The 19,788-nt window shown below is 61.5% G+C and carries 18 protein-coding genes and 1 pseudogene; 10 read left to right on the forward strand and 9 right to left on the reverse strand.

What is annotated here, in order from left to right; genetic code table 11:
- Nucleotides 1-69: 69 nt before the first annotated feature.
- Nucleotides 70-1,389 (reverse strand): Na+/H+ antiporter family protein, encoded by a 1,320-nt coding sequence (locus PSH73_RS16000; protein WP_169990072.1) that lies wholly within the window; start codon nucleotides 1,387-1,389, stop codon nucleotides 70-72.
- Between the two features lie 1,422 nt (nucleotides 1,390-2,811).
- Here PSH73_RS16000 and PSH73_RS27050 point away from each other — a divergent pair.
- Nucleotides 2,812-2,868 (forward strand): annotated as a pseudogene (locus PSH73_RS27050) (hypothetical protein); the annotation flags it as partial.
- A gap of 201 nt (nucleotides 2,869-3,069) precedes the next feature.
- Nucleotides 3,070-3,774, forward strand: coding sequence for a methyl-accepting chemotaxis protein (locus PSH73_RS27055; RefSeq protein ID WP_370693743.1), 705 nt, complete (start codon nucleotides 3,070-3,072; stop codon nucleotides 3,772-3,774).
- A gap of 6 nt (nucleotides 3,775-3,780) precedes the next feature.
- Here the strand turns inward: PSH73_RS27055 and PSH73_RS16010 are convergent, their stop codons facing one another.
- The 7 genes from PSH73_RS16010 to PSH73_RS16040 form a co-directional block, all read right to left on the reverse strand.
- On the reverse strand, nucleotides 3,781-4,197 hold the full coding sequence (locus PSH73_RS16010) for a DUF1850 domain-containing protein (protein WP_120733552.1): 417 nt from the start codon (nucleotides 4,195-4,197) through the stop codon (nucleotides 3,781-3,783).
- A complete protein-coding gene (locus tag PSH73_RS16015) occupies nucleotides 4,194-6,221 on the reverse strand; it encodes a TRAP transporter permease (RefSeq protein ID WP_057959093.1) in 2,028 nt (675 codons plus the stop codon). The genes PSH73_RS16010 and PSH73_RS16015 overlap by 4 nt, the downstream gene beginning before the upstream one ends.
- A 124-nt stretch (nucleotides 6,222-6,345) precedes the next feature.
- Entirely contained in the window at nucleotides 6,346-7,299 is a 954-nt protein-coding gene (locus PSH73_RS16020; RefSeq protein ID WP_057439471.1) for a TAXI family TRAP transporter solute-binding subunit, read from the reverse strand.
- 209 nt (nucleotides 7,300-7,508) lie between these two features.
- Nucleotides 7,509-8,828 (reverse strand): sensor histidine kinase, encoded by a 1,320-nt coding sequence (locus PSH73_RS16025; protein WP_057959092.1) that lies wholly within the window; start codon nucleotides 8,826-8,828, stop codon nucleotides 7,509-7,511.
- On the reverse strand, nucleotides 8,825-9,493 hold the full coding sequence (locus PSH73_RS16030; protein ID WP_057959091.1) for a response regulator transcription factor: 669 nt from the start codon (nucleotides 9,491-9,493) through the stop codon (nucleotides 8,825-8,827). The genes PSH73_RS16025 and PSH73_RS16030 overlap by 4 nt, the downstream gene beginning before the upstream one ends.
- Nucleotides 9,493-9,807 (reverse strand): PepSY domain-containing protein, encoded by a 315-nt coding sequence (locus PSH73_RS16035; RefSeq protein ID WP_186626005.1) that lies wholly within the window; start codon nucleotides 9,805-9,807, stop codon nucleotides 9,493-9,495. Before PSH73_RS16035 ends, PSH73_RS16030 begins: the two co-directional genes overlap by 1 nt.
- Nucleotides 9,807-10,112, reverse strand: coding sequence for a PepSY domain-containing protein (locus PSH73_RS16040; RefSeq protein WP_057439473.1), 306 nt, complete (start codon nucleotides 10,110-10,112; stop codon nucleotides 9,807-9,809). The genes PSH73_RS16035 and PSH73_RS16040 overlap by 1 nt, the downstream gene beginning before the upstream one ends.
- 159 nt (nucleotides 10,113-10,271) lie before the next feature.
- Here PSH73_RS16040 and PSH73_RS16045 point away from each other — a divergent pair, with 159 nt between their 5' ends.
- From PSH73_RS16045 to codA, 8 genes are all read left to right on the forward strand, one after another.
- Nucleotides 10,272-11,351, forward strand: coding sequence for a hypothetical protein (locus tag PSH73_RS16045; RefSeq protein WP_057959089.1), 1,080 nt, complete (start codon nucleotides 10,272-10,274; stop codon nucleotides 11,349-11,351).
- Between the two features lie 184 nt (nucleotides 11,352-11,535).
- Nucleotides 11,536-11,748 (forward strand): helix-turn-helix transcriptional regulator, encoded by a 213-nt coding sequence (locus PSH73_RS16050; protein ID WP_057439475.1) that lies wholly within the window; start codon nucleotides 11,536-11,538, stop codon nucleotides 11,746-11,748.
- A 301-nt stretch (nucleotides 11,749-12,049) separates the two neighbouring features.
- Nucleotides 12,050-12,445 carry a hypothetical protein gene (locus PSH73_RS16055; RefSeq protein WP_057959088.1) on the forward strand — a complete coding sequence of 132 codons (396 nt, stop codon included), beginning with the start codon at nucleotides 12,050-12,052 and terminating at the stop codon, nucleotides 12,443-12,445.
- A gap of 141 nt (nucleotides 12,446-12,586) precedes the next feature.
- Complete coding sequence (queD, locus tag PSH73_RS16060) at nucleotides 12,587-12,943, forward strand: 6-carboxytetrahydropterin synthase QueD (protein WP_003190259.1); 357 nt, start codon at nucleotides 12,587-12,589, stop codon at nucleotides 12,941-12,943.
- Nucleotides 12,944-13,061: 118 nt separating this feature from the next.
- The gene (locus tag PSH73_RS16065; RefSeq protein ID WP_057959087.1) at nucleotides 13,062-13,685 is read left to right on the forward strand and encodes an NUDIX hydrolase; all 624 of its coding nucleotides are present in this window, start codon (nucleotides 13,062-13,064) and stop codon (nucleotides 13,683-13,685) included.
- Between the two features lie 205 nt (nucleotides 13,686-13,890).
- Nucleotides 13,891-15,159: a cytosine permease gene (codB, locus tag PSH73_RS16070; protein ID WP_305460905.1), complete on the forward strand. Its 1,269-nt coding sequence runs from the start codon at nucleotides 13,891-13,893 to the stop codon at nucleotides 15,157-15,159.
- Complete coding sequence (locus PSH73_RS16075; protein WP_305460907.1) at nucleotides 15,156-16,355, forward strand: PucR family transcriptional regulator; 1,200 nt, start codon at nucleotides 15,156-15,158, stop codon at nucleotides 16,353-16,355. Before codB ends, PSH73_RS16075 begins: the two co-directional genes overlap by 4 nt.
- Before the next feature lie 28 nt (nucleotides 16,356-16,383).
- Nucleotides 16,384-17,619 carry a cytosine deaminase gene (gene codA, locus PSH73_RS16080; RefSeq protein WP_057438504.1) on the forward strand — a complete coding sequence of 412 codons (1,236 nt, stop codon included), beginning with the start codon at nucleotides 16,384-16,386 and terminating at the stop codon, nucleotides 17,617-17,619.
- 9 nt (nucleotides 17,620-17,628) lie between these two features.
- Here the strand turns inward: codA and PSH73_RS16085 are convergent, their stop codons facing one another.
- Nucleotides 17,629-19,779 carry a lipase family protein gene (locus tag PSH73_RS16085; RefSeq protein WP_198818332.1) on the reverse strand — a complete coding sequence of 717 codons (2,151 nt, stop codon included), beginning with the start codon at nucleotides 19,777-19,779 and terminating at the stop codon, nucleotides 17,629-17,631.
- Between the last annotated feature and the right edge of the window lie 9 nt (nucleotides 19,780-19,788).

Consider the following 19,788-nt stretch of genomic DNA (forward strand, 5'->3'; position numbering starts at 1 on the left):
TCTTCTCTCTTGTAGGGCAACGTTAGGAGGTTAACGGCCCTAAAGGAGAAAACTGTAGGAATCTGCTTGTTACAGGGTCATCGCGGCAAACCAGCCAAATACCAGCAACGGCAGGTTGTAGTGCAGGAAGGTCGGGACCACGGTGTCCCAGATATGGTGGTGCTGGCCGTCGATGTTCAAACCCGAGGTCGGCCCCAGGGTGGAGTCGGACGCCGGCGAACCGGCATCGCCCAGGGCCCCGGCGGTGCCGACGATGCAGACAATGGCCAGCGGGCTGAACCCCAGTTGCACACACAGCGGCACAAAAATCGCCGCAAGGATCGGCACGGTGGAAAACGACGAACCGATGCCCATGGTCACCAGCAGGCCCACCAGCAACATCAACAGCGCACCCACGCCACGGCTGTGGCCAATAAAATCGGCCGAGTCCTGCACCAGCGTCTGTACCTGGCCGGTGGCCTTGAGCACTTCGGCAAACCCCGACGCCGCGATCATGATGAAGCCGATCATCGCCATCATTTTCATGCCTTCGGTGAACAGATCATCGGTGTCGCGCCAGCGCACGATGCCCGATACCGAGAAGATCAGGAAACCCGCCAGGGCACCGATGATCATCGAGTCCAGCCACAACTGGATAATAAAGGCCGAGGCAATGGCCAGCCCGGCGACCAGCAGGGTCAGCGGGTTGTACTGCACCGCCACTTGCTCGACCCGCTCGATCTTCTGCTGGTCGTAGATGCGCTTTTTGCGGTAACTGATAAACACCGCCACCAACAGGCCGAACACCATGCCCAGCGCCGGAATACCCATGGCATGGGTAACGTTGACCTGGCTGATATCCACCCCGCTCTTGGCGACATTGGCCAGCAGGATCTGGTTGAGGAAGATATTGCCGAAGCCCACCGGCAGGAACATGTACGGGGTGATCAGGCCGAAGGTCATGACGCAGGCGATCAGGCGCCGGTCAATCTGCAACTTGGTCAGCACATACAGCAGCGGCGGTACCAGCAGCGGGATAAAGGCGATATGGATCGGCAGGATGTTCTGCGAGGCAATCGCCACCGCTCCCAGCAGGCAGATCAGCAGCCATTTGACAGAACTGCCGCCAGTGGTGTCCTGGCGGCCCACCAGCAGCAGGGCCTTGTCCGCCAGGGCATGGGCCAGGCCGGACTTGGCAATCGCCACCGCGAAAGCACCGAGCAATGCGTAAGACAACGCCACCGTGGCACCGCCGCCCAAGCCGCTGTTGAACGCGCTGAGCGTCGCGTCGATCCCCAGGCCACCGGTCAAACCGCCGACCAGGGCACCCACGATGATCGCGATGACCACATGCACGCGGGACAGGCTGAGCACGAGCATGGTACCGACCGCGGCGATTACTGCGTTAATCATGGTTACCTCAAGACAGAAATATAAACACAACACGTGCCGGCGCCCCGGCCAGATGTCGACCACGGCACACGCAGAAAGGGAGTTTTATTAGAGGCCGCGCACTTTGCAGCAGCCGGCGCGCCATGTCAAAGAACGACGTCGCGAATAGATTCAATTGAACGTATGAATAAAGAAAAACAACCGGCGGCCGATAGCGTGGATTATCTCTGTCGCAACGAAAGGTTAAGGATCTCCATGTCGCTCAGGCAGCTGTCCATTCAATGGAAAATCACCCTCCTCGCCGGCCTTTGTCTGTTGGGCATCGTGACCCTGCTGGTGGGTCTTTCGCTGTATCGGATGGACCAGAGTTCGCAACGGGTCCAGACCTCCAGCACACAGATGCTTAATGTTGCCGCCCAATCGCGCATCGAAGCCCAGGGTGAAGTGCAGGCGCTGGGCATCCGCCAGCAATTTATGGACGCCTACCAATATGGCCATGGCTTTTCGCGCCAGGTGCTGTTTTTGCGCGAACAGGCCGAAAAACGCTTCCTCGATGCCTTCGACCTGCGTGAAGACCTGACCCGCCAGGTCAAGGCCGCCCTGCAAGCCAACCCGGACCTGTTGGGCCTGTCCCTGGTCTTTGAGGCCAATGCCCTGGATGGCAAGGATGAGCTGTTCGCCGGCCAAGCGGAGCTGGGCAGCAATGAAAAGGGACGCTTTGCCCTGTACTGGTCGCAGCCGACACCCGGCACCCTGACCTCGATGGCGCTGCCGGAAAGCGATATGTCCGACACCAGCGTCGGCCCCAGCGGCGAGAAGGCCAACACCTGGTTCACCTGCCCACGCTCCACCCTCAAGCCGTGTGTGATCGAGCCGTACTTCTATGTGATCGACGGGCACAACGTCTTGCTGACCAGCATCGTGTTCCCGCTCATGGCCAATGGCAAAGTCATCGCCTCGCTGTCGGTGGACATCAACCTCAACAGCCTGCAGGCAGTCAGCCAGAATGCCAGCCGCGAGCTGTATGACGGCCAGACCAACGTCAGCATCATCAGCCCAGTGGGTTTGCTGGCCGGCTACAGCCCGGATGCGAGCAAGCTCAGCCAGCGCCTGGACAGTGTGGATACCGCCAGCGGCGCACAACTGATCAGCGCCATGGCCGGCAGCACCCAGACCTACAGCCTGCGTACCGACCATCAACTCAAGGTGCTGGCACCGTTCCAGCCCATTCCCAATGGCAAGTCCTGGGGCGTGTTGCTGGATGTGCCGGAAAAAGTCCTGATCGGCCCCGCCGAAACCCTCAAGGCCGAGCTGGATGCCGACAACACCAAAGGCACCCTGCTGGAACTTGGCCTGGGCCTGCTCGCCGCCATCGTCGGTTTGCTACTGGTGTGGCTGATGGCCCGCAGTGTCACCCGGCCGATCCTCGGCGTGGCCCATATGCTGGAGGATATCGCCAGCGGCGAAGGCGACCTGACCCGGCGCCTGGCCTACGACAAGCGCGACGAGCTGGGCGAACTGGCCAGTTGGTTCAACCGCTTCCTCGACAAACTGCAACCGATCATTGCCGAGGTCAAACGCTCGGTGCAGGACGCGCGCAGCACCGCCGACCAATCAGCGGCAATCGCCAGCCAGACCAGTGCCGGCATGGAGCAGCAGTACCGCCAGGTGGATCAGGTGGCCACCGCCTCCCACGAAATGAGCGCCACCGCCCAGGACGTCGCCCGCAGCGCCGCGCAGGCGGCACACGCTGCACGGGATGCCGACCAGGCCACCCGCGAAGGCCTGACGGTGATCGACCGCACCACCACCAGCATCGGCCACCTGGCTGCCGACATGAGCACGGCGATGGCCCAGGTCGAAGGTCTGGCAGCCAATAGCGAGCAGATCGGTTCAGTGCTGGAAGTGATCCGCGCGATTGCCGAACAAACCAACCTGCTGGCCCTCAACGCCGCCATCGAAGCCGCCCGTGCCGGTGAAGCCGGGCGTGGTTTTGCGGTGGTGGCGGACGAGGTGCGCAACCTCGCACGGCGCACTCAGGAGTCGGTGGAAGAAACCCGCCAGGTGATCGAACAGTTGCAAAACGGCACCCAGGAAGTGGTGAGCTCCATGAGCAACAGCCATCGCCAGGCCCAGGGCAGTGTCGAACAGGTCGGCCAGGCCGTCACGGCATTGCGCCAGATCGGCGATGCGGTGACGGTGATCAGCGACATGAACCTGCAGATCGCCAGCGCCGCCGAGCAGCAAAGCGCGGTGGCCGAGGAGATCAACAGCAACGTGGCGACGATTCGTGATGTGACCGAGTCGCTGTCGGAACAAGCCAATGAATCGGCGCGGGTCAGCCAGACGCTCAATAGCCTGGCCAATCAGCAACAGGGGTTGATGGACCAGTTCCGGGTCTGATCGCGGTTAAAAGGTGCGGGGCCGGGGGCTGGACGCAACCTCCAGCTCACACCCCCACAGCTCTACCGCCGGCTGGCTCGCCTGGGGCGGGCCGAGCCAGGCACTCAGCCACTGGCACTGCTGGTTGAAACACAGTTGATAATCCCCGGCCTCGGGGGTGCGGCCCAGGCGCAGGGGCTGCAAGGGTGGCAACTGACGCTGGTAATGCCAACTGCCCTCACGCAGTTCGGCGCCGTGCGGGATCTCCATACCGGCCCCGGAACCCTTGACCCGCGCCTCGCCCAACACCAGGCCCTCAGGCGTTACACGGTAATCCTCTTCCCAGCGCACTTTCTCAATCGTATGCGTCCAGGCCAGGGTGACCACAGGCGTAGGCACTTGTGCCCATACCGCGCCCGCCAAGCCCAGACACAGACCGATCACGCAGTGGCCGCCTGGGCACGATGGGCCCGCCAGCAGTGCTGTGCGATCAACAGCCCCACCATGACGAAGCCGATTTCATCGCTTAACGGCGTCGCCAGAATCAGGCTACCACCGGCGAAGAAGCCCAGCAGGCGCTCCCACCAACTCAGCCTGGCTTGCAAGTAGCCGGTAAATACCGCGCCCCAGATACCAATGGCCAGCAACGCTTTGGCCACCACATACAGTGTGGCCAGCAGGCTATCGCCCTGCAGCATCAGCGCCGGCTCGTACACCGCCATAAACGGCACAACGAACCCCGCCACCGCGATGCGTACCGCCCAAAAGCTGATCTTCAGGCCGCTCTCCCTGGCAATCGGTGCCGCCGCGAAACAGGCCAATGCCACCGGCGGTGTGAGGTCGGCCATGATGCCGAAATAGAACACGAACATATGCGAGACAATCAGCGGTACGCCGAGGTCCAGCAGTGCCGGTGCAGCGATCGAACTGGTGATGATGTAGTTGGGAATGGTCGGGATCCCCATGCCCAGCACCAGGCAAGTGAGCATGGTGAGCACCAGCGACAGGAACAGGCTGTCCTGGCCAATGGCAAGGATGTAACCGGCAAAGGTGGACGCCACCCCGGTCAGCGACACGACACCGATAATCACCCCCACCAGGGCGCAGGCAATCCCCACCGGTACCGCGTGCCGTGCGCCCTCTACCAGCGCATGCAGGCAGATGGTCAGGGTGTCGCGGCCGCCTTTGATAAACCAGCACACCGCCACCAGCAGCGCCACCACCCCGAACACCATGCCGATACCGAGCCGGAAGAAGCCCGCGCAAAGCAGACCCAGGACGATCCAGAAGACAAAACGCATCACCTTGGACGAGACCCGCAGGATGATCGCCGAGCCGAGAATCACAATGGACGTCAGGGCCAGGCCGACCATGCCGGAGAACAGCGGCGTGCGCCCGGAGAACAGCAGGTAGATCAGCACAAACAGCGGAATCAACAGATACCAGCGCTGCTTCACCGCGGCCCAGGGGTTCGGGCATTCGTCCTTGGGCAGGCCACGCAGGTTGGAGCGCTTGGCTTCCAGGTGAACCATCCAGAATACCGAGCCGAAGTACAGCATGGCCGGAATCAACGCGGCCTTGGCCACCTCGAAGAACGGCACGTTGATCGTCTCGGCCATGATAAAGGCCACTGCGCCCATGATCGGCGGCATGATCTGGCTGCCCATCGACGAGGTCGCTTCCACGCCACCGGCAAACGCCGACTTGTAGCCGAAGCGCTTCATCAACGGGATGGTGAATTGGCCGGTGGTGACCACGTTGGCCACCCCCGAACCGGTGATGGTGCCCATCAGCGCCGACGACACCACGGAAACCTTGGCCGGGCCACCGAGTTTGTGGCCGAACAGGCCCATGGCGAAATCGGTGAACAGCTTGATCATTCCGGCCTGTTCAAGGAACGCACCGAACAGGATAAACAGGAAGATGTACGTGGCCGATACATAGGTCGGCGTGCCATACAGCCCCTCGGTGCCAAAGGCCAGTTGGTTGACGATCTGGTCGATGGCATAGCCGCGGTGCATCAGATCGCCCGGCAGGTACTGGCCGAACAGGCCGTAGGCCAGGAACAGCGCACAGATCAACGGCAGGGCAATCCCCATCACCCGCCGCGCCGCCTCAAACACCAGCACAATCAGCACCAGACCGATGACCATATCGCTATCGGTCAGGTCGCCAGAGCGTTGAATCAAGTCGGCTTCGAAATACCACTGGTAGAACGCCGTGGCCATTCCGGCCAGCCCCAGCAGCCAGGCCATCGGCTGCCAGGGCTGAGCATTGCCACGCGCCGGGAAACACAGAAACACCACCAGCAACAGAAAGCCCACATGCACGGCCCGCAGAATCTGGCTGGAGACCGGATGAAAGGCCGCGGTAATGATTTGGAAGACGGAAAACAACAGCGCGACGTAGAACAGCGCTCGCGGCCAATCCCTGGGACTGGCGGCAAGGCCTTGATCGTGCTCACTCATGCAGGTCACTCCCACGTTACAACATCGACATGCCAACAAGCCTGGCGCGTTGTGCGCGCCAGGCTATTCACCGCTCTGGCATAGCGCGCAGCGCTTGGCACTGCGCACCGCACCCACCTGGGCCTTACAGTGCGCCCGCTTCCTTGTAGAAACGCTCGGCGCCCGGATGCAGTGGGATAGGCAGGCCCTTGGCCGCGCCCTGCAACTTGATATCTTTGGCCGCCGAGTGGGCGTTACCCAGACGATCGAGGTTGTCGAACATGAGCTTGGTCATCTGGTAGGCCACCTCATCGGTCACGCCGTCATGGCTGACCAGGATGTTGGTGATGGCCACAGTCGCTACATCGCTGTCCTGACCGTCATAAGTGCCCGCCGGGATCACCGCGCCCTGGTAGGCAGCGTTATCGATCTTCGCCGTGATATCCGCCGGGATGGCAACGAAGGTTATCGGCAGGGTCGCGGCCAGGTCGCGGATCGCCGCCATGCCCAGGCCCGAGGACTGCAGGGTGGCATCCAACTGGCGGTTCTTGATTAACTCGACCGACTCGGCGTACGGCAGAAACTCGACCTTGCCCATGTCTTCATAGCTCAGGCCAGCAGCCTTGAAGATGGCGCGGGCGTTCAGCTCGGTACCGGATTTCGGCGCGCCGACGGAGATACGCTTGTTTTTCAGATCTTCCAGGGTGGTGATGCCAGACTCCTTGCTGGCGACGATCTGGATGTAGTTGGGGTAGGTGCCGGCAATCGCCCGCAGTTTTTTCAAGGGAGCCTTGAAGCCGGCGTCTTGCACGCCATTCCAGGCATCGGCGACCGAGTCACCGAGGGCAAAGGCCAGCTCGCCGCGACCGGCTTGCAGCAGGTTGAGGTTTTCCACCGACGCCTTGGTGGCCTGCACCGAGGTCTTCGATCCGTCTATACCGTTGCTGTACAGCTGTGACAACGCCACCCCAATCGGGTAGTACACGCCGCTGGTGCCACCGGTCAGGACGTTGATAAAGGTTGGGGCGGCGAGTGCCGAGGAACTGGCGACAAGGGCTGCGGCAGCAGCAAACAGGCTCAAGCGTTTGGTCATTTGCATAGATTCACCTTTTATCCTTCTTATTAGGTACCGAGCAGCCGCGTGACCGGCTGACGAGCCCTATGGTAGCTGCCGCGCGCGAAACAGAGAAAATCCTGGTGCCTTTAACCTGTTCCACACGGCCTGCGTGGTGGCTGTTATAAGCGAATTTACGCGAGCCAGGTTCTGTAAGAAAAGTCTTGTTGCAAATCGGCACCCGTATCCACCGGTCAGGTGTGGCGCCGGGGCAGTTCGATCAACACTTTGAGCCCGCCCAGTGGGCTCTCTTGCAACCGCAATGTACCGCCCCATACATCGACAATGTCCCGCACGATGCCCAGCCCCAGGCCATGGCCATCGGTCTGTTCATCCAGGCGGGTGCCACGACTGAAAACCTGGTCGCGCTGGGCCTCGGGAATACCCGGGCCGTCATCTTCGACGATCAGTTGAAAACACTCCGGGGTCTGCTCAATGCTCAAACGCACTTCGGCATCCGCCCATTTGCAGGCGTTGTCCAGCAGGTTGCCCAAGAGCTCCAGCAAGTCTTCGCGGTCCCAGGGCAGTTGCAAGCCGGGGCGAACCTGGTAGCTCAACTCCAGGTGTTCGCCGTGGATCATGTTCAGGGTCGCCAGCAAGCCCGGCAGTTCGCTGTCGCAGTCGAACAGCGCGCCGGGCAGGGTTTCACCGGCCAGGCGCGCGCGGTTGAGTTCGCGGTTGAGCCGTTGCTGCACCTGCTGCAACTGCTCGCGCAACAACTTGGCCAATTGTGGCTGGTCCTTGAGCTGCTCGCTGGAAGCCACGCTCAACAATACCGCCAGCGGGGTCTTCAAGGCATGGCCGAGGTTACCCAGGGCGTTGCGCGAGCGTTTGAGGCTGTCTTCGGTATGGGCCAACAGGTGGTTGATCTGCGCCACCAGCGGCTCCAGCTCCACCGGCACCTGGGTATCCAGTTGCGAGCGCTGGCCTTGTTGCAGCTGTGCAATCTGCTCGCGCGCAGTTTCCAGCGGGCGCAGGGCCCGGCGTACGGTGACCCGTTGCAGGATCAGGATCAGCAGCAGCGCCGCCAGCCCGAGGACCAGGCCGACCTGGCGCATCAGGCGAAAACTTTCCCGCACGGGCGTGTAGTCTTGAGCCACGCTGATGGAAATCGACTGGCCAAAACGCTTGTAGTCCGATCGCAGGACCAGCAGTTGCTGGCCTTCCGGGCCCAATTGCAGGTTGCCCTTCAGGCCGGCCTGGGGCAGTTGCGGCAGTTCCTGGTCCCACAATGAACGGGAGCGCCAGTGGTTGTCGCTGAAGTCGATACGGAAATAATGCCCGGAAAACGGCCGTTGATAGGCCGGTGACAAGCGCTGTTCATCCAGTTGCACGCCGCCGGGCCCACGCACCAGGGCCACCAGCAGGTTTTCGCTGTCGTTGCGCAGACCCGCTTCCAGGTAGCGCTGCAGACCCACTTCGAACAGCCACAGGCTGGTCTGCGCCAGCACCAGGCCGACGATCACCATCACGCTGATCAGCCCCAGGCTCAGCCGCCGCTGGATCGACCTCACGCGGGGCTGGCGCCAAAGCGATAACCCTGGCCACGCCGGGTTTCAATCACGCTGCGCCCGAGCTTGCGCCGCAGATGGTTGACGTGGACCTCGAGGACATTGGAGTCGCGCTCGGTCTCGCCGTCATACAGGTGCTCGGCCAGATGGCTTTTGGAAAGGATTTGTTCGGGATGCAGCATGAAGTAGCGCAGCAGGCGAAACTCGGCAGCGGTCAGTTGCACCTCGGCACCGTCGCGCATCACGCACTGACGGCCTTCATCCAGGTGCAAGCCCGCCGCCTGCAAGGTCGGCTGATTGGCCTGGCCATGGGAACGGCGCAGCAAGGCCTGGATGCGCAGGTACAACTCCTCGGGGTGGAACGGCTTGCTCAGGTAATCGTCGGCCCCGGCCTTGAGCCCTGCGATGCGCTCGGCCCAGGAATCGCGGGCGGTGAGGATCAACACCGGGGTCGCCAGCGCGGCGGCGCGCCACTGGCTCAGCACCTCAAGCCCCGGCAAGCCAGGCAGGCCCAGATCGAGGATGATCAGGTCATACGGCTCGCTGCGCCCCTGATACACCGCATCGCGACCGTCCGCCAGCCAATCCACGGCATAGCCCTGGGCTTTCAGCCCGGCCATCAGTTCATCAGCCAACGGTACGTGATCTTCCACCAGAAGCAGGCGCATCAGTCATCTTCCTCGTCTTCAAGCAGCGCGCCGGTGGTCGCGTCCAGTTTGATTTCCCGGACCACGCCATCGGTGGTCACCAGCTCCACCTCATAGACGTAACTGCCGTGTTTGCTCTCAAGCTCAGCCTCCAGCAACCTGGCACCGGGATGCCGGGCCATGGCCTGCTGCAGCAGTTGCTCCAGGGACAGAATCACCCCTTGCTGACGCAATTCCAGGGCTTCATCCTGGTTGAGGTCCCGGGCAGCCACCACCGAGCAAAAGGCCAGGAGCACCAGCGCCAGTCGACTGCCGGTGCGTAGATTTACCTTCATTACGTATCCTGATGATCCTTGAGGACTTGCCCGGTGACAGCGTCCAATTCCACATCCCACTCGACGCCCTGGGCATCGCGCAGGTCAACCTGGTAAATATACTTGCCGTATTCCTGCTCCAGCTCGGTTTCATGCACCGTGCCACCTGGGTGCTTGGCCAGGGCGGCGGCATTGAGCTTCTCGAAAGACTGGATGGTACCAGCGTCACGCAATTTCAGCGCTTCATCCGGCCCCAGGTCCCGCGCCTGGGCCAGGCCGCTGGTGAGGGCGATGATACTGGCGGTGATAATTGTGAGGGTTTTCATGATCGTTCTCCATTTCAGGATGTTTTGCCTACGGCCCCCACAGTACGGGTCGCAACTTAACTGAAACTGAATTGCCACCATGGCAATTGTCCCACAACACCTTGCCAGGCTCCGGGGAATATTTCCTATACTGCCCGGCTCGCCTGCACAGAGATCGGTATGACGGCCATTCACATCAAGTTCCCCGCCCTGACGCTCAAGGCTGGCCAACGCGCTTTTGCACGCATTCGCGAACAAGGCCTCCAGCCTGCCGATGTGGGGATTCTGCCCGGCGCGGCCGGTGGTCCCAAGGCCCTGGGCATTCAGGGTCTGGACTTGGCGCTGTTCGGTGACTGGCTGGCGCGTGCCCCCCGCGAGCGTGCGCTGATCGGCGCGTCGATCGGTTCCTGGCGCTTTGCCAGTGCCTGCCTGCCGGATCCGGTACAGGGCCTGCTCGACCTCGGGCGCCTGTATAACGAGCAACGCTTTGCCAAGGGCGTGACCATGGCCGAGGTCAGCCAGAGCTGCCAGCGCATGCTCGACGACCTGCTGGCCGGGCGCGATGCGTCGCTATTGGATAACCCGCACTATCGTCTGAATATAGTCGTGGTCAAAAGCCATGGCCTGTTGGCCGACGATCACCGTGGGCGCCTGGGCCTGGGCCTGTCCTCGGTGATCGCCGATAACCTGCGCGGCCGTGCGCGGCTGTCCCGGCATTTTGAACGGCTGATCATCCACGACCCGCGCCAGGCGCCGCCACTGCACCCGCTCACGGATTTCCCTTCGCGCTTTCTCGCCCTGGAACCGGGCAACCTGCGCCAGGCCCTGCTGGCGTCCGGCTCGATCCCTATGGTGATGCAAGGCGTACGCGACTTGCCGGGCGCCGGTGCCGGCACCTATCGCGATGGTGGCCTGCTGGACTACCACCTCGACCTGCCCTACCACGGCGATGACATTGTTCTGTACCCGCACTTCACTGATCGAGTCATCCCCGGCTGGTTTGACAAGAGCCTGCCGTGGCGGCGCAGTAGCCCACAGGGTCTGCAGGATGTGTTGCTGGTGGCCCCCTCACGGGACTACCTGGCCCGCCTGCCCCACGGCAAATTGCCGGATCGCAGCGACTTCAAGCGCTTTATGGGGGATGACGCGCGACGCAATCAGTACTGGCAAACCGCGATGAGTGAAAGCCAGCGGCTGGGCGATGAGTTCCTTGAACTGGCCGATAGTGGCCATCTGGGTGAGCGCTTGATTGCGCTCTGAGCCAGCAGGCCTTATTTTTCCGCAAATTGGCGTAGCGCCCGGCGAGCGTACGTTCACCCTTACCTTGGGTGTATCATCCGGCGCTATGTATGCGATCATACAAGGCATCTTTCTGTGTGCATTCTCATCAACAGTGGCCGAATCAAAAGTTATCGACGATGAAAACAAAAGCATCATCTAACCCATGACAATCATTATTCGATTGGACGTCATGATGGCGAAGAAGAAGATTCGCTCCAACCAACTGGCAGATGCCATTGGGATTACCGAAGCCAATCTATCGCTATTGAAAAACGGAAAGATCAAAGGCGTTAAACTCGAAACCCTGAACAAGCTGTGTATCGCCCTGGATTGCCAGCCAGGCGACTTGCTGGAGTTCGAGAGCGAAGAAGCCTAGCCCTGCAACGAGCTGCCTGGCTTGCGGGCAACCCTGTAAAACACTGATAAATTCAACGCGGACCTCCCCCTTATGAAACCCATAAAGTTCCTGGGCCTCGTCACTACCGCCCTGATTACTGGTTGCAGTAACACCAGTTTCAGCCCTTCCTCGTTCAAGGTTTATGAACCAGGTACGCAGTTCGGTAACCGCCACGGCTCTTCTTTCTGGCTGGATACACCCTGCCCTAAACGTGGTTGCGATAATAATAAGTTGTTCTTCAATCCAGCCCACCAGGAAACAACTTTGGAAAGATACAACCATGCATTCTAATCGCAAAAAAATGTACAGCCTTGGCATGTTCCTGCTTCTGGCGGCAGGCCAGGCAAGCGCGCAGGACTTGCCCAATCTCTCGCTTCTCACGCGCTATGGCGTCACCGAAGATCAGTTGCCGGCAGCCCCCACCGACCTGGCACTGAGTACCGAACCGACGAAAAGTCGCTTTGAAATGCAGCCCGAACGGCCACTGATCCGGCTGGAGAAAAACGGCAACCTGGTGTCTGAAACCACCGGCAATATCAGCATTGATAACGCCGCTGCCCAAAGCCAGGTGCAGTGTGCCCGTGCGTATGCCGAACTGGAGCGCCGAGGGTCGCAGCGCTCATTGCCGTGTGGGGATGGGGTCAAGGTCAGTACAACGTTATGGTCCCAGGAGTAACAGCGCTTTACGCACGCCGCCTGGTTGCCCGATAAAACAGGTTAGAATGCGCGCCAAGTCGGTCACCTGGGCCCATAAAGCGCTCACCCCACACTGACAATCGCACACAGCCCTAGAAACTCCTGCCTTACAGGTCATACCGTGGAAATTTTCAAAGAGTTTACATTCGAGTCCGCCCACCGCCTGCCCCACGTCCCCGAAGGCCACAAGTGCGGGCGCCTGCACGGCCACTCCTTCAAGGTGGCCATCCACCTGAGCGGCGACCTCGATCCGCATACCGGCTGGATCCGTGATTTCTCGGAGATCAAGGCGATTTTCAAGCCGCTCTATGAGCGCCTCGACCACAACTACCTCAACGACATCCCCGGCCTGGAAAACCCTACCAGCGAAGTACTGGCCAAGTGGATATGGAATGAGCTGAAGCCGCTGTTGCCGGAACTCAGCGCCATTCGTATCCATGAGACCTGCACCAGTGGCTGTATTTATCGCGGTGAATAAAGCACCTCTACAAAACCGAGGGGACACCTCCCTCGCCATGGATTGCTCCATCCCTGGCTTGCCCTCGACGATAGCAGCGAATAAAACCAGGTTTTGAAGCAAACCAAGGAACCACACCATGGAATCCACCTGGCTGGCACAGGCCAAGCGTTTGCAGGCACTGGCCTCTACCGGGCTGCACTTTTGCACGGATGACTTCGAGCGCGAACGCCTGGAAGAGATCGCCCATATTGCCCACAGCATGCTCGCGCAATTGGGGCAAGTGCCTCTGGAGCGCATTACCGGCCTGGTTTCGGACTTCGCCCAGCGTTATTCAACGCCGATGATTGATGTACGTGGCGCGCTGATTGAAGGCGACCGGATCCTACTGGTGCGCGAAGCAACGGATGGCTGCTGGGCATTGCCGGGTGGCTACGCCGATATCGGGTTATCCGCTGCGGAAAACATCATCAAGGAACTTCGCGAAGAGGCCGGGTTGAGCGTTACCGCACGGGCGCTGTACAGCGTGACCCACAAAGCCAAGGGCCTGTATCGACCTGACGTACGCGACTTCTACAAGTTGTACTTCCTTTGCGAACGCACCGACCAGGCCGCCCCCGTGGCAGGCTTTGAAACCACCGACGTCGGCTTCTTCAGCCTCGACAACCTGCCGCCCCTGTCACGCGGCCGCACCATCGAAAGTGATCTTGAAGCAGCCTTCGCCTTTCACCGTGGGGAAATCACCCAGACCCTGTTCGACTGACACCCTGGACCGGTGATCCCATTTGTATCACCGCCGCACCACTTTAGTGCCGGGCTGGGCACAACCCACAAGCCATTCCGCCTCCCTGCCCTACCCACCCCCAAATATTGTGCAACCTGCACAGTGCTCACCGTGCACCCATCACTGCCCGACAGTTGGCACGGGCGCTGCAACAGGCCCTGCGTCACTCACAGGGGAACGGCACATGACGCAGAACGAACCGGGCAACGATTACCCTCTCAGCGAAGTGCCCATGCATGCACGCAAGGGCCTTGGCTCCACGGCCATGGTGTTGCTGGGCTTCACCTTTTTTACCGCGACCATGTTTGCTGGCGGCAAGCTGGGGGTGGCCTTCAGTTTTACCCAGATGCTCGGGGTCGTGGCCCTGGGTAACCTGCTGTTGGGTATCTACGCCGCAGGCCTGGGGTACATCGCCTTCAAGAGCGGCTTGAACTCGGTGCTGATGGGGCGTTTCTGCTTTGGCGAAGTGGGCAGCAAGTTGAGTGACCTGATCCTGGGTTTCACCCAGATTGGCTGGTACGCCTGGGGCACCGCCACGGCGGCCGTGGTGCTGGGCAAGTATTTCGAGTTGAGCCAGGGCAGCGTACTGGCACTGATGGTGTTGTTCGGCCTGGCGTTCTGCGCCACGGCCTACGTGGGCTATCGGGGGCTGGAAATTCTCTCTTACATTGCAGTCCCGGCCATGGGCCTGCTGTTGTTGCTGTCGATGTGGGTGGCCACGGTAAAAGTCGGCGGGCTGGAAGGTTTGCTCGCCGTAGTGCCCAGCAATGAGTTGGATTTGTCCACGGCCATTACCCTGGTGTTTGGCACCTTTGTCAGCGGTGCCACCCAGGCCACCAACTGGACGCGCTTTTCCCGCTCGGCCAAGGTGGCGGTGCTGGCCAGCCTGATCGGCTTTTTTGTCGGCAACGGCCTGATGGTGCTGATCGGTGCCTACGGCGCCATCGTCTATCAGCAACCGGATGTGGTGGAGGTGTTGCTGCTGCAAGGTTTCGCCATGGCGGCGATGGCCATGCTGCTGCTCAATATCTGGAGTACCCAGGACAACACCATCTACAACTTTGCCGTCGCCGGCTGCAACCTGCTGCGCACCAGGCGCCGCAAGACCGTGACCCTGGTCGGCGCGGTGATAGGCACCCTGCTTGCCTTGCTGGGCATGTACGACATGCTGGTGCCCTACCTGATTTTGCTGGGCACAGTGATCCCACCGATTGGCGGGGTGATCATGGCCGACTTTTTCTATCGCTACCGCGGCCACTATCCACGGCTGGCAGATGTGCGCTTGCCGGCCTTCAATTGGCCGGGGCTGATTGCCTATGCCGTGGGTACGGTGCTGGCCTTCAGCTCACCGTGGGTCGCGCCACTGGTGGGGATTATCGCTGCGGCCGCTACCTACATCGCGCTCACCGCCGTCCTGCGGGTGCGGGTGCCATCGGCTGACGCCCAGGCATGAACCTGACGGTGGCGGATGTACTGGCCCTGCCGGGGCTGGAGTGCATGAGCCTGCGGGCGGGTAGCGCAGGCCTGGATAATGGCGTGCGCTGGCCTTATGTAGCCGAGAACAGCGGTATTGCCGAGTGGGTGCTGGGCGGCGAACTGGTGTTCGTCACCGGCATCAACCATCCCCGTGACGAGGCCAACCTTTTGCGCTTGCTCGACGAAGCCTGCGCGCGGCAAGTCGCCGGCCTGGTAATCCTGACCGGGCCGGCTTACATCCAGGCAATCCCCCCTGGACTGCTGGAAGCTGCCGACGCCGTCGGCATGCCGCTGATCGAACAGCCTTATTCCCTGAAGATGGTCCTGGTGACCCAGGCCATCGGCTCCGCGCTGATCGAGGCCGAGCAACTCGGACGCTCACGGCATGAGGTGCTGGAGCGCCTGTTGGCGGGCGACTATCAGTCCCTCGACCTGCTGCTGCATCGCGCCAGCCAGCTGGGCATGCCGCTGGACGGGGATTGGCAGGTGGTGCAGTTGCAACTGGACGGTGGCGAGGCGCTATTTGCGCAAACCGTGGCCGCGGACGCCGAAGCTCAGTTGGCCCGCCAGCACGATGGCATTACTCGCCGATTGCGCCAGTTCGCCGCCGAGCATCCTTCGCGTCTGCCCGTGCTCGGCAGGGCTGGGCAGTGGACCTTGCTGCTGCCCGCCGGTGACAACCGGCAACGCCTGGCAAACTGGCTCAAGCCCCTGAACCTGCGCCTGGCCCCGCTGAAGCTGTGCATCGGCTTGAGCGCGGCAAAACATCCGCCAGCCGGCCTGGCCCAGGCCCTGGATGAAGCGCGCCAGGCGCTGGCGGTCGCCCGGCGCTTTGGTGAACATGCCGGTATCTGTGTCTACGATGAACTCGGGGTGCTGAAGCTACTGAGCGCGGTGCGCGATCGCGGGTTGCTCGACCAGTTTCTCCAGGAACGCCTGGGGCCCCTGCTGCGCCATGATCAACGTCACGGCCCGAGCCTGATGCCGACCCTGCAAGCGTGGTTCCTGGACAATGGTAACCTTGTGGCTGCTGCCCTGCGGTTGGCGGTCCACCGCAACACCCTGACCCATCGCGTCCAGCGCATCGAGGCCCTGTGCGGGCTGTCGCTGGACAACCCCAATGACCGTCTGGACATCGGCGTCGCGCTGATGATCTGGCGGCTGTCTGCCTGATTGCTTTTTGCCCAAGAGGAACTTGCCCATGCATATCATCAACGCCCGCCTGCGCAACCGTGAAGGCCTGCATGATCTGCACCTGGAACATGGCCGGATCGCCAGCATTACCCCACAAACCGCCGCGCCGACCCTGGGGCCAGACGACTTGGACGCCGCTGGCAACCTGGTGGTACCGCCATTTGTCGAGCCGCATATCCACCTCGACGCCACCCTCACCGCCGGCGAGCCGCGCTGGAATATGAGCGGGACGCTGTTTGAAGGGATCGAATGCTGGGGCGAGCGCAAGGCCACCATCACCCAGGAGGACACCAAGACCCGCGCCAAGCAGACCATCCAGGCCCTGGCGGCCCATGGTATCCAGCATGTGCGCACCCACGTGGACGTCACCGACCCGGACTTGACCGCACTCAAGGCCATGCTCGAAGTCCGCCAGGAGAGCGGCCACCTGATCGACCTGCAGATCGTGGCGTTTCCCCAGGAAGGCATCGAGTCCTACCGCAATGGCCGCGAACTGATGGAAGAAGCCATTCGCCTGGGCGCCGATGTGGTGGGCGGCATTCCCCATTTCGAGTACACCCGCGACCAAGGGGTCAGCTCGGTCAAGTTCCTTATGGACCTGGCCGAACGCACCGGCTGCCTGGTCGACGTGCATTGCGATGAAACCGACGACCCGCACTCGCGCTTCCTCGAAGTGCTGGCCGAAGAAGCCCGCAGTCGCGATATGGGCAGCCGGGTCACCGCCAGCCACACCACAGCCATGGGCTCCTACGACAATGCCTACTGCGCCAAGCTGTTCCGCCTGCTGGGCCACTCGGGCATCAGTTTTGTTTCCTGCCCCACCGAAAGCATTCACCTGCAAGGCCGCTTCGACAACTTCCCGAAACGCCGGGGTGTGACCCGGGTCAACGAACTGTTGGAGGCCGGCATGAACGTCTGCTTTGGCCAGGACTCCATCGTCGATCCCTGGTACCCACTGGGCAACGGCAATATCCTGCGGGTGCTCGAGGCCGGGCTGCATATCTGCCATATGCTCGGCTACAGCAACCTGCAAAGGGCCTTGGACCTGGTCACCGACAACAGCGCCAAAGCCATGGCCCTGGGCGACCGCTACGGCCTGGAGCCCGGGCGACCGGCGAACCTGCTGATCCTGTCGGCAAACAGCGACTATGAAGTCATTCGCAGCCAGGGCCTGGCGCTGTATTCGATCCGCAACGGCAAAGTGTTGATGAAACGCCAGCCAGCGCAGGTGACATTTTTGTAACCCGCGAGGCTAAACGATCGAGTCCAGGTCCAGTGTCTGGCCCTTGTCCCGATCGCCCTCGAAGGCCGGCGGGATGCTTGCCACCTGGGGCAACTCATGGTTTTCCGGGTGGCTGAACCAACGAGCCAGGCTGGGTTGCAGGTTTGAGGATGAAGCGTGACTGCCGTATACATCGCGCCCTTCCACGCGGCGCCAGCGCAGGCTTTCCAGGCGCTGGCGACTGGTTTGCAATCGATCGATTTCAGCGGTCAAGGCATCGTAATGCTCATGGCCGCGTCCATTCGCCGGGCTGCGACGGTGCAGCTCGAGCTGCTTGTCCTGCAGTTGTCGGCGCAGGGTGCTCAGCGCGTGGTCGATCAATGCGTATTCCCGTGCCGTCACCAGGGAGCCGCTGTTCTCCAGTGTCTGTTGCCAGCGGCGTAACGTGGCCCACGCCGCCGGCACGTAGCTAGCAACCATGAAGTGCTGGCTGGCCTGGAACAGTTGCTTGAGCAGGTTGTCACGCTCGGGCATATCGCCGTGCAAACGCAAAGCGCGATTACACGCCGCCTCCTGCACCGACGCACAACCGGGCTGCCACAGCACCGAGGACTGTGTGCCGTCCGCCAGGATGATCGGCATGAAGTGTTGCAGCTCGCCGTGATGCCGATAGGGCTGTCCACCGAGCCGCACCAGCCCCGCAGCAAACAACAGGCCTCCCGGCGCGGGCGCGCCGAATAAGGTCACGGCGCCCGGCACCCATAGCTTGGCCGTGGTGTTCATCCAGGTCGCCGGCACGCTGGGGACCGGATCATTGTGGTTGACGATACGATGGTGAACCAGGGCAGCCGCTCCCCCTGTGAATTCAGCATCGGCGGCGCGCGGGGCACCGTAGGTGTACAGCAGCACGTTGTAGCCGGCATCCTTGACCCGGCGCAGTCCCTCGGCCAGCAACAAAGCGATGGCCCCACCCAGGCTGTGGCCACAAATCACGATGCGTTGGCCGCTGTAGAACTGATCCAGATAGCGCAATACAAAGTCACGCAAGGCACGGTACGCCTGGTAAAAGCCTTCATGGACCTTACCGATGCCGTCCGCGAAAGGTACCTGGTGGGCATTCGCGTCACGCAGGCCATCCGCCGCACTGGCCGTGCCCCGCACCGCAATCAGCACCACTTCATCGTGATGGCTGATAAAGGCCTGGGTATCCGTACCCTGCTCTTCGTCATCGAAAAAATGCAGGCGTGCCGGATGCTCCTGCCTCGCCTCCAGCTGCGGACTGTTCTGCGGATACAACTGAGGGTCGAAGGGCAGGATCTCGAAACGCCGCGAGTATGGGACATCCTCATACAGCGGGTAAAAACGCCGGACTTGCTCGGCATCGACCCTCCAGGCCTGCTGATACCCCGCGAGTTTTTCAGCAAATAGATGGCCGATGCTGGGGTCCAGAGGAAAATGGACTTCATCTTGCGGGTGAGTGGCCGGCTCCTGGCCAAAACGGCAGTAACTCAAGGTCGCCATCAATGCCAGTTGGTACAGGTTCAAGGCACAGAATTCGTCGTCCCTCGACAGCATCGGGCGCAGTGCCCGCAGGGGTCGGACTTCCAGCGCCGTGTGCTGGTTGGGGAACAGCACCACGCCCGACAACTCGGGCTGGGGTGGGCCAAACCCAAGGTCGGCCATCATTTTCAGGGCATGTGGCTGGGGGCCGTGAGACCGTGGCGCCAGCGGTGGCAGGTGGGCAACATGGCGAACCAGATCGCGCACTTCGACCTGGTAGAACCGATCGGCTTGTCGCCTTGCTGGGTTGCCCTCAAGACGCTGGCCATCCCCGGTAGAAAACTCGCTTCGTTCGGCGCGAACCTGAAGTTCGGTGATGGGTAGTTTGTAAGTCAGGCGCGTCGCCAGTCGGTGATACGGTGCTTCTGTCCCGGCATAGGGCTCATCCAACGTAAGCACCACAGGACCACAATAAAAATCCGTTATTTTGGCGAAGCCCTCTCCATTCAATCTACCGCTGTATTGTTGCCCGGCACTGTCATGGAACGAGTACGGCAGCCCCCCATAATTCTTGCCATTGCCGGTTTCATCGATCAAACAAAAACTCACCCAGTGCCCTCGCCGTGGGCACGCCGGCATCTTGTCACTGAAAAACTCCTGCTTCCATGCCTCCAACTCCATGACTTCACT

Origin of the sequence: Pseudomonas sp. FP2294, assembly GCF_030687625.1 — a bacterium.
Lineage (GTDB): Bacteria > Pseudomonadota > Gammaproteobacteria > Pseudomonadales > Pseudomonadaceae > Aquipseudomonas > Aquipseudomonas shahriarae.